The organism is Saccharibacillus sacchari, assembly GCF_037722395.1.
Lineage (GTDB): Bacteria > Bacillota > Bacilli > Paenibacillales > Paenibacillaceae > Saccharibacillus > Saccharibacillus sacchari_A.
Window position 1 is genome coordinate 450,484 of record NZ_JBBKAR010000056.1, and the last position, 12,589, is coordinate 463,072.

Genomic DNA, 12,589 nt, shown 5'->3' on the forward strand with positions numbered 1-12,589 from the left:
AAGCGAAGCCGGGGATTTTGAAAAAAAGAAGGGAGGTATCGAAAGTCGAATGATCGACTTTCGATACCTCCCTTGCTTGGGTTCACGCGTCCGGTTTAAAGAAGCGGAAGCGCAGAGGTCTGCACGTTAAGCACGCTTTGTTCTCCGGCCGTTACATGGCCTTCAGCCTGCGGTTGTACATCCAGCACAGCGTCAATGCCGTCGGGCACAAGGATCGGCGTAATCGACGACAGCCCGGCTGCTTGAATGGCGTTCAGGTCGAATTCCAACAACAGTTGGCCTTCGCTCACGCGGTCGCCGCTTTTGACATGGGCGGTAAATCCTGCCCCTTTCAGCGAAACGGTATTGATGCCGACATGGATCAGAAGCTGGGCGCCGTTATCGTGTTCGAGGATCACGGCGTGTTTGCTTTTGTCCATGACGTGGGCAACGGTGCAATCGAACGGAGCGACCACGCGGCCTTCCGACGGTTCGATCGCGATCCCGCTGCCCATATGGCCTCCCGAGAAAGCGGGGTCCGGGACTTCCGACAACGGCAGCACGCGTCCGGTGATAGGAGCTTTCACATGGAGATCCAACGGTTTCGTGTTCTCGGTTTGGGTTGCTGTCGTATCCGATGCCGTCGGCGAGTCGGTTGCGGAAGCAGGGACGGCCGATTCGGTCGTTTGCTGACCGTCCGGATTGCTGTTGGCTACAGCGGAAAAGAAAGCCGGCGATACGGCGGCGCTTTGCGGTGTTTTCGCAGCGGGCGAAGCGTCGGTTCCTTTGCTCGATGCGCCGCTTTCGTTTCCGTCTGCCGCCAAAACTTGCTCGTCTTTATAACCGAACAGCCAGGTCAACGCAAAGGCCACGGAAGCGCCGACCAGGTTGCACAGGATGTACAGCGGCAGTTGATTGTTCAGGTACAGCAGCGAACCCGGAATGACGGTGACGGCCATGCCCGTGCCTGCCAGGTGCAGGAACGAAGCCAGGAAACCGCCGGCCGCGCCGCCGATCAGACCCATCACGAATGGCTTCATGTAACGCAGGTTGACGCCGAAAATCGCAGGCTCCGTAATGCCGAGGAACGCCGAGAACGAAGAAGGCAGTGCCAGCGCTTTGAGCTTGGCGTTTTTCGTTTTGAGACCGACGGCGAGGCAGGCTGCGCCTTGAGCCGCCATCGCGCAAGTAATGATCGCGTTGAACGGATTGGAGCCGGTTTGTTCAAGCAGTTGAATCTCCAGGAAGTTGAAAATATGATGCACGCCGGTCACGACGACGATCTGGTGGAAGAACCCGATCAACAGACCCGCGATGCCGAACGGCAGATCGAGCAGGAACGTCGTGCCGTGCAGCACGATGTTTTCCAGCGAGTGGAACACCGGTCCGATCGCGAAAAGACCCAATGTGATCATAACGAGCAGCGTGATAAACGGCGTCAGGATCAGGTCCAGCGCTTCCGGTACCCGTTTGCGCAAAAATTTCTCGAATTTCGCGCCCAGCAGGCCGACGAAGAAGGCGGGCAGTACCGATCCCTGATAACCGACGACCGGAATAAATCCGAACATGGTCAACGCTTCCGCGCTGCCGTCGGCGACGGAGTACGCATTCGGCAGCGCCGGGTTGACCAGCATCAAGCCGAGCACGATTCCGAGTACGGGACTGCCGCCGAATACGCGGAACGCGGACCAGGCAACGAGCGCAGGCAAGAACGCGAACGCGGTATCGGTCAGCACCTGGGTGAACAGCAGGAAATTAGGCGGGATGCTGTCGGGCGTCATGCCGAACCAGGACAACACCAGTTCTTGCGTCAGCAGGCCGCGCAGACCCATGAACAAGCCGGTCGCGACCAGCACGGGAATGATCGGGACAAACACGTCGCCGAAAGTGCGGATCGCGCGTTGGAACGCATTGCCCTGCTTTTTGCCTTCGCTTTTGATTTCTTCTTTGGACGTGCTTTCGATCCCGAGTTTTTCGACTTCTTCGAAAATCCGGTTCACCGTACCCGTGCCGAAGATGATTTGATATTGGCCGGAGTTGAAAAAGGCGCCTTTGACCTTGTCCGTATTTTCGATCCGGGTTTGATCGACTTTATCTTTGTCCCGCACCATGATGCGCAGGCGCGTCGCGCAGTGCGCGAACGAAGCGATGTTTTCTTTGCCGCCGATTGCTTCGACGACTTCGAGGGCGATATCGCGATTTTCAGACATGATGGTCATTCCTTTCCGAATAGGGGATTACGTATTTTGAAAGTGCATAAGGGCTTCGACGGCGGCTTTGTCCGGCAACGCGGAGATCGCGCCTTTGTTCGTTGTCGTCAGCGCGCCGCTGGCATTGGCGAAGCGCAGAATTTCCGCATGATGCTCGTCCAGCAGCGAAGTCAGATTCGACGGCGACGCTTCTTTTTGCAGCAGATGGAACAACATCCCGCCTACGAAGGCATCGCCCGCGCCGGTCGTGTCCTGGGCATCGACTTTGAAGCCCGGAGCCGTGTAGCTGCCGTTAGCGGTATAAAGTTCGGCTCCGTGCGCGCCGCGAGTGTATACGACCGCCTGCACGTCTCCCCGGAACAACGACAAGATCGCCGTTTCCTCGTCCTCGATGCCGGTGATGAAAGCCAGCTCCTCATCCGATATTTTGACCAGATGCGCTTTCGGCAAAAATTCCAGAATGGCGCGTCGGCAATCTTCGGCATCGTTCCATAGCGGCAGCCTCACATTGGGATCGAAGCTGACCAGACCGCCCGTTTCCTTGACCGCGCGAATCGCTTTGCGATGCGCCTGCTTCATTGGACTGTCAACCAGATCGACCGAACCGAAATGAAGGATATCGCCGGTCTGGAATAATGCTGCGTCAATCTCGTTCTCCGACAACAAAAGATCTGCGGACGGCTTGCGGTAAAAAGAAAAGTCGCGTTCGCCGTTGTCTTTAAGCGAAACGAACGCCAGTCCCGTATTCGCTTCGTCGGTGCGTTTTACATGCGTCGTGTCCACGCCGGCATTGTGCAGCTCTTCGAGCAGGAAGTCGCCGAAAGCGTCGCGTCCCAGCTTGGTTAAAACGTGCGCCGATGCGCCGTACTTGGCTACAGCCGCTGCGACGTTGGCAGGCGCGCCGCCCGGTGCGCGTTCAAACGAACGTACGTCTTTGAGTGCGCAGCCTTTTTGCAGAGGGATAAAGTCGATCAGTACTTCGCCGATTGCATACAGTCTATTCATGGCTTCACCTTTCCGTGTTCCAAAATACCGGTCGGCAATCCGCGTGGGATCGCGTTCTCGCGCAGCGACCAAAACGAACCTTCGAATGCCGCGCTGCCTCCGTTTGCGAAAAATGAGATTCCTGTGCTTGCAGAGTCGGGGAATAGGCGGGCGGTAAACGTTTCTTCGCCGCCGTTCACAAAGATTTCCGCAGATGACGTATCGACGAACAAGCGGAATTCGATCGGCCGGTCTCCGGATTCGCTGCTCAACGTACAGCTTCGGGTCGTGCCGTAGCCTGGACTGAGCGAAGCGCCGGACTGCGAACGGTCAAGTGTGACTTTGCCGCTTGAAGCGTCGTAGCTCAGCACGGTGCGCTCGTTTTCGCCGGTGCGGAACTCGATGCCGAACATTCCTTGCTTACAATCGGACGCGGCAGGAGAGACGGAGACTTGCAGCTCGTAAGCCGCGCCTTCGACTCCCGCGAAGCTGCGGCTTTCTCCGTTCAGCTCGGCGGAAAAAGTAATCTGCTCGCCGCGCAAACCGATCAATCCCGCTGCAGGACGCTGGATCAGCTTACCGTTTCGCAGAGACAATTCTCTCGGCAGCGTCAGGCAGTGCGCCCAGCCTTTGTCGTCTGTCGGGTAATCCAGATCGGGCAGTCCCATCCAGCCGACCAAAACGCGCTCTCCGTCCGGACCTTGCGTCGTCTGTGGCGCATAAAAGTCGAATCCTCGATCCAACTCGGCGAATTCGCCGTGTTCGAATGTCTGCCTATCCGATTCCAGCGGCTTTCCGAGCATATAACCGGACTGGTAAATATTGCGGAACCGTTCGCCTTGAGGCTCGATCCCTTGCGGACAAAACAGCAGCACACCTTGATCGCCGAGTTCGAAGTAATCCGGGCATTCCCACATATAGCCGAACGAAGAGAGCGACGTCTGCAACTCGCCTTCGAATGTCCAGTCCAGCAGATCTTTCGAACGGTAAAGCACCGCCGTCCCGGTCAGATCGTCCCGCTGCGCGCCGATCACGCACCGATACGAATCGCTGTCCTGCCACACTTTTGGATCGCGAAAATGGTCCGTATACCCCGGCGGCACACTCCCGATAACGGGCTGCTCCAACTTCGTCGCGATTGCGTGTCCATCCGTAATCGCCAGACACTGGTACGGATGCCGAACCCAGTTCTCGTCGCGCACATTGCCCGTGTACATCAGATGCAGCTTGCCGTCTTTCACGATTCCGCTGCCCGAATAAGCGCCATGCGAATCGTACGGCCCGCCCGGCGTAAGTCCGATTCCCAAGTCTGTCCAATGCGCCAGATCGGAAGAAGTCACATGGTACCAATACTTCATCCCGTGATCGGTCCCCAGCGGAAACCATTGATAAAACAGATGGTATTTCCCGTCATAAAAAGCAAATCCGTTCGGATCGTTCAACAATCCCATATGCGGCTGAATATGATAACGTTGCCGCCACCCGCAGCTCTCGGCCTGTGCGGCCAACCTTTCCAACTCCCCAGGCTCCGCCTGCTCCAACAGCCGATACTTTTGTTCTTTTGTCATTTTCATAGATGCCAACATTCCTCCATATCCTTGAACGGAACCGGTTCCGTTTTGAGTTAAAATAAACAAAGTCCTGTTCTTTCCCGCAGCCTCTAAGCTTCAGTCCAAACGAATAGGACTTCAAAGGAACCGGTTCCAAAAATAAATAAAAATAATCCTTCCGCATAGGACAGACTCCCCCGGTTCCAAACAATCGGCTATGATCGCCTTGTTTCGGAACCGGTTCCGTTTGCATTATACAGAAGAATCGTTCAAATTGTCAACGCTTTCTCGGGACAACATTTCCACATTCATCACCGTCAAAAGATCCACGTCCTCGCCGGCCGTCAGCTTCAGCATATGCCGTGCCGCAAGCTTCCCAGCGTCAAAATACGGAAAACGAACCGTTGTCAGCTCCGGGTGAATAATCGCCGTAATCTCATAACCGCCGAAGCCCGTGACCGATAGCTCCGAAGGAATCGACAACCCGCGCACATGCGCCGTTTTTATCACGCCAAGCGCAATATTATCCGTTGCGCATACGATCAGCGTCGGCACGCATTCGTCCAGAATCTTTTCCGCCGCCAGGCGCGCATCGGCGATCTTGAAGCTGCTTTCGTAATAAAAAACGTCGCAATCGCCGCATTCCGCTACCGCCTGCTTAAATCCTTCTTTCCGCCGACGCCCGACCGCTTCGTCTTCTTCCGTCACCCCGAGATAAGCGATACGTCGATGTCCTTTTTCCAATACGTAGCGTCCCATAAGCAGTCCTGCTTGGTAATCGTCATATACCAGACTGTGCAGAGCCGTATGGCCTTGACCGACCAGCAGAACAGGAATGCCCGCCGTTTCGGCTGCCCGCAAATGTTCATCCGTCACCCGGGCCGGCATCAGAATGATTCCCGATACTTTTTGCCGTGCCAGATCATAGATCGCTTCGATCTCCCGCTCGCGTTCCTGCCCGGCGTTATACACCAGCATCTGACCGCCTGCGCCGCGCAACTCTTCGTCGATCCCGGTCATCGTTTGCGCGGCAGCGAACGAATCGAGTCGGGGAACGATGGTGCCGATCAGATTGGTTCGTTTGGCTTTGAGGCTTTGAGCGAAGGTGTTAGGCACATATCCGGCTTCCCGGGTGATACGCTCCAGCTTTTGCTTGGTTTTGACACTGACAGAGCCGCCGTTCAGATAACGCGATACCGTGCTTTTGGCGACGCCTGCCATCTGCGCGATATCCGATATGGTTGTATTCATGTCCGTTCATTCCTCTCTTTTTCGCTATGCCGATTTTACCATGTTCACAGAACTTTTGCAGATGCGGGCTATCGGAAAGCTTCTTCGAAGCCGATAAATAAAAGGAAGGGCTTTTTACCGGGGGAAATGTCGGGTCAAGGCATAGGTAGCGAAGCCCCATCGGAGCAACGGGGAGTGGACGGATATGGAAGACCGCATGCACGGAAAACGGGGAAACGGAATCGGTTTGGCTTTGATTGCAGGCATAGGTTTATTGACGTATCTGGCATTCCTGGTAGGCGTGCTGTTCCTGGCGGGGACCGGGCTGCACGCTGTCTGGGGCTATGTGTTCGGCTGATTTGGAGAAAAAAGGTTGCGACTGCGCGAAAGTTTGGGTATACTGGCGTTGTTCAACTGATTTATCCATTCTGTAGAATTCGAGAGGTAACCACTATACGATGAAGCTTACGACGAATGTCCTCATCTAACTCAGCATATACAGGCGAACGGCAATTTGTTCGGCTGCGGCATGAGTGCGAGAGGGATACGTCTGTCTTCTATCGGGAGCTGGCTGCCTTTTTTTGCATATCTACTATCTTGCTTCTAGCATGACAAGGTATTGCGCTTAAGCTCCGATCGAAACGTACGTTTCTTTTCTGCTATTCATTTCAAGTCCGCAGCGGCATTTGCCGCCCTGCGGACTTTTTTTGAACCCGGAGAGGATGAAGAATTTATGCGTACATGGATGATCGCAAAAGATTTGGAGAAAGAATGGGACGGCCGTTTATTGTTTGAAAAGATCAACCTGGAAGTGGCGGAAGGCGAGCGTTTGGCGCTGTTCGGAAAAAACGGTTGCGGCAAAACGACGCTTTTGCGCATTTTGGCCGGCATGGACGAAGCAACGGGCGGCAGCGTGGAGCGCATCTTGCCGACCGAAGAATGGGGCATGATGAAGCAACATGAAGAAGTCCCTGCGGACACGACGGCATTGGATCGGGCGTATCGGGAAAACGGGAAATTGTACGCATTAAAAGCCCGGTTGGAGCATCTCACGTACGAAATGAGCGGCTCCGGTGAGGTAGCGGAAGCGGCGCTTGCAGCCTATGGACCGACGTTGGAACAATACGAGGCGGAGGACGGTTTTAGCTGGGAAAACGAAGTCGAGAAGCAGCTTCAGCGGATCGGCATGCCGAAACCGACGTGGGAGCTGCCGTACGTGTCGCTTAGCGGCGGGCAGAAAACGAGGGTGCGTCTCGCCGCGCTGCTCGCCAAGTCGCCCAAGCTGCTGATTCTCGACGAACCGACCAACCATTTGGACGAGGAAAGTCTGCATTGGCTGGAGGAACAGCTCAAAACGTACTCGGGAACGCTGCTGTTCGTCTCGCACGATCGGCAGTTTATCGACGAGGTGGCAACCGCCGTATGCGAGCTGAACCCGGACGGAATCACCAAATACCGGGGCGGCTACACCGATTACAAAGGCCACAAAGAGCGCGAGCTGAAAGAACACGAAGCGCTGCACAAAAAGCAGGAGCAACAGCGCAAAGCGCTCGAAGAATCGATCCGCAATTACCAGCAGTGGTTTTTGCAGGCCCATAATGCCGCGACGCATCAGAGTGAGGTCAAGATCACGCAAAGCTTTTATAAAGCCAAAGCGAAAAAGAACGTTTCCCGTTACCACGCCAAGCAAAAGCAGCTCGAACGTCTGGACAAGGAAAGCGTAGGCAGCGTGCGCAAAGCGCCGCAAATGAAGATGAATCTGGAAGACGAAGGATTCGAAGCGCGTACGCTGCTGCGGTTCGAGCATGCGGACTTCGCGTATGACCAACAGCCAATTTTGAAAAACGTGCATTTCCAATTGGATCGCGGCGATCGCTTGGCGGTGCGCGGACCGAACGGAAGCGGCAAAACGACTCTGCTCCGGTTGGCAAACGGGAAACTGTCTCCGGCAAGCGGCGAGGTCGTGCTTCATCCAAGCGTGAAGATCGGGTATTTTTCGCAGGAGCTGGAAGGGTTGCCTGTCGATCGGACGCTGCTGGACAGCCTGCTGGAACTGCCGAACATGACGCAGACGGAAGCACGCACGCTGCTGGGCTGTTTTCTTTTTCCAAAAGAAGACGTCTTCAAAAAAATCGGCGATCTCAGCATGGGCGAAAAATGCCGCGCGGCGTTTATCCGATTGTACTTCGGCGGCGCGAACCTGCTGATTCTCGACGAACCGAACAACTATCTGGATATCGACACTCGCGAGGTGATGGAATCGGCGTTGATGCGGTATGAAGGCGCGCTGCTGCTCGTCTCGCACGACCGGATGCTGGTACGCAAAGCGGCCAACCGGATCATCGATCTGGACGGAAAAGGCGGCTTTGCCCTGTTCGAAGGCAGTCTGGAGGAGCAGGAAGAGAACGAGAAGCAGCGGGCAAAAAATCCGGGCGGACGCGAGGAAAACGAACGGCGGTTGATGCTGGAGCTGAGGTTGGCGGAGCTGCTGCGGGGGGAAGCGGAAAACCGGGCGGCTGTGGATGAATGGGATCGGAAAAAAGCGCAAAGCGGAATCGCGGAGATGTTTTCGGCCGATACGATGAATGAGATCCGCGAGGTGAAAAAAGAATTGGCGGAGCTGAAAGGTCGATCGTAAATCGCTTTTTCGGCGATACGGTCAACGCGTGAAAAGTCGACAACGGCAACTTGCCCGCTTCGGTTGACGACTCCGCTGTTTTTTTAGTAGAATAGATGGGCATCTTATCATATATCTATCATATAAATCTTGCGATGATGGAGAAGAGTAAGCAACGCCGCCGTACAGGGAAAAAATGCCGTGGATTGAGAGCATTTTTACGACAACGACGCTGCCGAAGTTCGCTCCGGAGCCGCTTTCTGAACCGAACGCTTCGCGTTGCCAGTAGGAAAGCCGGGTTGACGATCCGTTATTTTCGTTTCTGAGAGAAGTCCGGCCGCTGCGGCCGCAACGTTTCCCGTATGCCGACGATCGGCGGGAAAGCTTCTGAATTAGGGTGGTAACGCGATCTTTTCGTCCCTTGGGGCGGGAAGATCTTTTTGTTTTTCGGGTCTTTTTTACACAAAAAGCAACCATTTACTACTCCCCATGCGGGAAAGGAGTCTGCGGACGATGAGAGAACGTTTGGAACAACTGAAAGCCGAAGCGCTTGAGCATTTGAAAAGCGTGGCGGACGCGAAACAGCTCGACGAGCTGCGCGTCAAATACCAGGGTAAAAAAGGCAAGCTGACCGAGATTCTGCGCGGAATGGGCGGATTGTCGGCAGAGGAGCGTCCGGTCATCGGGCAGCTCGCCAACGACGTGCGTGACGCGATCGATTCGGCGATCGGCGCGCATAACGAGCGTTTCGAGCGTGAAGAAACGGAGCGTCGCCTGGCTTCCGAGACGATCGACGTCACGCTGCCGGGCCGCAAACTGCCGCGCGGCGCCGTGCATCCGCTCACGCGCGTCGTCGAAGAGATCGAACAGATCTTTATCGGCATGGGCTACCGCATCGCGGAAGGACCGGAAGTGGAGACGGACTACCATAACTTCGAAGCACTGAACCTGCCTAAAGACCATCCGGCGCGCGATATGCAGGATTCCTTCTATATTACGGAAGAACTGCTGATGCGTACCCAGACGTCTCCGGTTCAGGTGCGTACGATGGAAGCGATGAGCGGCGAAGTTCCCGTTAAAGTCATCTGCCCGGGCAAAGTGTACCGCCGCGACGACGACGACGCGACGCACTCTTTCCAGTTCAATCAGATCGAAGGGCTCGTGATCGGCAAGAACATCCGCATGAGCGATCTGAAAGGCACGCTGCTGCACTTCATGCAGGAGCTGTTCGGCAGCGATACCCAAATCCGGATGCGTCCGAGCTTCTTCCCGTTCACGGAGCCAAGCGCGGAAGTGGACGTCACGTACAAGAAAAAAGGCGCGACCGAACCGGGCTGGTTAGAGGTGCTTGGCTGCGGCATGGTACATCCTCGCGTGCTGGAGATGAGCGGCTACGATCCCGAGCAGTACAGCGGATTCGCGTTCGGTATCGGCGTGGAACGTATCGCGATGCTGAAATACGGCGTTGACGACATCCGTCATTTCTACAACAACGACGAACGCTTCTTGGAGCAGTTCGCGCGTCAATAGAAGAGTTCGTTTTGCAGGATAAAAGAAGATCAAAACCAGATAAGGAAGTGAGCGGGCAGTGAAAGTATCGACGCAATGGTTATCCGAATACGTGAATATCGACGGCGTGACGCCTGAAGAATTGGCAGAAAAAATTACGCGGTCCGGGATCGAGATCGACGAGATCGAGCAACGCAACCAAGGCGTGACGGGCGTGGTTGTCGGTTACGTGAAGCATAAGGAAAAGCATCCCGACGCGGATAAATTGAACGTATGTACGGTTGACGTCGGCTCCGGCGAAGACCTGCAAATCGTTTGCGGCGCGAAAAACGTGGATGCCGGACAAAAAGTGCCTGTGGCCGTCGTAGGCGCGGTGCTTCCGGGCAACTTCAAGATCAAAAATGCCAAATTGCGCGGCGTCGCTTCGCAAGGCATGATCTGTTCGGCCAGCGAGCTGGGCATGAACGACAAACTGCTGCCGAAAGACCAGCAGGAAGGCATTCTGGTGCTGCCGGAAAACACCGAACTCGGTTTGCCGATCACGCAAGTCCTGGGTCTGGACGATTCCGTGCTGGAATTCGATCTGACGCCAAACCGCTCCGACTGCCTGAGCATGATCGGCGCGGCTTACGAGACGGCTGCGATTCTGGGCCGCGACGTGAAGCTGCCTTCGATCGACCTGATCGAAGCGGGCGGTTCCGCTTCGGACAAAGCGACGGTGACGATCGAAAACGCCGATCTCTGCTCGCATTACGCGATCCGTTACATTTCCGGCGTTAAGATCGGACCTTCGCCGCAATGGATGCAAAACCGTCTGATGGCGGCAGGCGTCCGTCCGACGAACAACGTGGTCGATATTACGAACTACGTGATGCTGGAATGCGGACAGCCGTTGCACGCGTTCGACGCCGACAAGCTGGGCGCGAATATCGGCGTGCGTTCGGCGCGCGAAGGCGAAGTATTGGTCACGCTGGACGGCCAGGAACGCAAGCTCGACCCGTCGATGCTGCTGGTTACCGGCAACAACCGTCCGGCGGCTTTGGCAGGCGTGATGGGCGGCTTGGACACGGAAGTAACGGAAGCGACCATAAACATCGCGTTGGAATCGGCGAAATTCTCCGGTTCTTCGGTACGCAAAACGTCGAGAAAACTGGGTCTTCGTTCCGAAGCCAGTCTGCGGTTCGAAAAAGAAGTCGATCCGTCGGCCGTGATCGCGGCGCTTGACCGCGCGGCGCTGTTGCTGGCGCGTCACGCGGGCGGTTCGGTCGCGCACGGTATCGTCGAGCAGCGCGGCGGCAAGGTCGAAGAAAAGAAAATTTCGTTGTCGCTTTCGAAACTGAACGCGTATCTCGGCACGGACATTTCGATGCTGGAAGTCAAAGCGATCTTCGCGAGACTGAACTTCAAATGCGCGGACAGCGCGCAAGGCATCATTGACGTACAGGTACCGACGCGCCGCGGCGATATTACGCGCGACGTCGACCTGATCGAAGAAGCGGCCCGTATCCACGGGTACGACAACATTCCGACGACCGTAATCGAAGGACCGACGACGCCGGGGGCGTACACGAAATCCCAAGCCGTGCGCGTTGCGATCCGCCGCACGTTGACGCAAGGCGGTTTCCACGAAGCGATCACGTATTCGTTCACCCGTCCGGAGAACACGCAGCGTTTTACCGCTTTCTCGGCAGGGACTCACGAGGTTCCGCTGGCGATGCCGATGAGCGAAGACCGCAGCGTGCTGCGTACAAGCCTGGTACCGCTGCTGCTGGAATCGGCGCAATACAACCGCAACCGTAAAAATGCGAACCTTTCCTTTTTCGAGATCGGCAAAGTGTTCCACGCCAGCGAGCAAAAAGTGACGGTTCAACCGGTTGAGCTGACCATGCTGGGACTGCTGCTCACAGGCAATCGCGCAGACGGCACGGTCGGAGCGGCATCGCGCAAAGTCGACTTCTTCGACCTGAAAGGCGCAGTCGAAGCCGTATTGGACGAGCTGGGACTCGAAGCAAAATTCCGTGCCGACGCGCCGGACGGCTTCCATCCCGGACGTTCCGCGTCGCTGTATCTGGCAAGCGCGCCAAGCAAACGCATCGGCGTGCTGGGGCAACTTCATCCGCAGCTTCAACGAGATTACGATCTGGACGATACGTACGCGGCCGAGATTTGCCTGGACGAGCTGTACGCGAGCGCGACGCCGGAGATCGAATACCGCGATCTGCCGCGTTATCCGTCCGCGCAGCGCGATATCGCCGTAGTGGTCGATTTGACGCTCGAAGCAGGGAAACTGATCGAAGTCGTACGCCAATCCGCAGGCGAGCTGCTGGAAGACGTCAGCGTATTCGACGTCTACACGGGGGATCGCGTCGCTTCGGATAAAAAGAGCGTGGCTCTGGCCCTTACGTACCGTCATGCGGAACGCACGCTGACGGACGAAGAAGTGGCGGCGGCGCAGCAAAACGTCGTGAGCGCGTTGGAACAAACTTTCGCCGCGGAATTGAGAAAGTAAG

General features: G+C 56.1%; 8 protein-coding genes. 4 read left to right on the forward strand and 4 right to left on the reverse strand.

Annotated elements, in window-relative coordinates; genetic code table 11:
• Positions 1–95: 95 nt before the first annotated feature.
• From WKI47_RS23330 to WKI47_RS23345, 4 genes are all read right to left on the reverse strand, one after another.
• The gene (locus tag WKI47_RS23330) at positions 96–2,189 is read right to left on the reverse strand and encodes a sucrose-specific PTS transporter subunit IIBC (RefSeq protein ID WP_340229572.1); all 2,094 of its coding nucleotides are present in this window, start codon (positions 2,187–2,189) and stop codon (positions 96–98) included.
• Between the two features lie 27 nt (positions 2,190–2,216).
• Positions 2,217–3,194: a carbohydrate kinase gene (locus WKI47_RS23335; RefSeq protein WP_340229573.1), complete on the reverse strand. Its 978-nt coding sequence runs from the start codon at positions 3,192–3,194 to the stop codon at positions 2,217–2,219.
• Positions 3,191–4,747, reverse strand: coding sequence for a sucrose-6-phosphate hydrolase (locus WKI47_RS23340; protein ID WP_340229574.1), 1,557 nt, complete (start codon positions 4,745–4,747; stop codon positions 3,191–3,193). The genes WKI47_RS23335 and WKI47_RS23340 overlap by 4 nt, the downstream gene beginning before the upstream one ends.
• Before the next feature lie 228 nt (positions 4,748–4,975).
• Positions 4,976–5,974 (reverse strand): LacI family DNA-binding transcriptional regulator, encoded by a 999-nt coding sequence (locus WKI47_RS23345; protein WP_340229575.1) that lies wholly within the window; start codon positions 5,972–5,974, stop codon positions 4,976–4,978.
• A 184-nt stretch (positions 5,975–6,158) separates the two neighbouring features.
• On the opposite strand from WKI47_RS23345, the gene WKI47_RS23350 reads away from it, so the two are divergent.
• The 4 genes from WKI47_RS23350 (at position 6,159) to pheT (ending at position 12,588) form a co-directional block, all read left to right on the forward strand.
• The gene (locus tag WKI47_RS23350) at positions 6,159–6,311 is read left to right on the forward strand and encodes a hypothetical protein (protein WP_340229576.1); all 153 of its coding nucleotides are present in this window, start codon (positions 6,159–6,161) and stop codon (positions 6,309–6,311) included.
• Positions 6,312–6,686: 375 nt separating this feature from the next.
• Positions 6,687–8,591 carry a ribosomal protection-like ABC-F family protein gene (gene abc-f, locus WKI47_RS23355; RefSeq protein ID WP_340229577.1) on the forward strand — a complete coding sequence of 635 codons (1,905 nt, stop codon included), beginning with the start codon at positions 6,687–6,689 and terminating at the stop codon, positions 8,589–8,591.
• 492 nt (positions 8,592–9,083) lie between these two features.
• Positions 9,084–10,100, forward strand: a complete 1,017-nt coding sequence (gene pheS / locus WKI47_RS23360) for a phenylalanine--tRNA ligase subunit alpha (RefSeq protein ID WP_340229578.1) — start codon at positions 9,084–9,086, stop codon at positions 10,098–10,100.
• Positions 10,101–10,158: 58 nt separating this feature from the next.
• On the forward strand, positions 10,159–12,588 hold the full coding sequence (pheT, locus tag WKI47_RS23365; RefSeq protein WP_340229579.1) for a phenylalanine--tRNA ligase subunit beta: 2,430 nt from the start codon (positions 10,159–10,161) through the stop codon (positions 12,586–12,588).
• The last annotated feature ends 1 nt before the right edge of the window (position 12,589 follow it).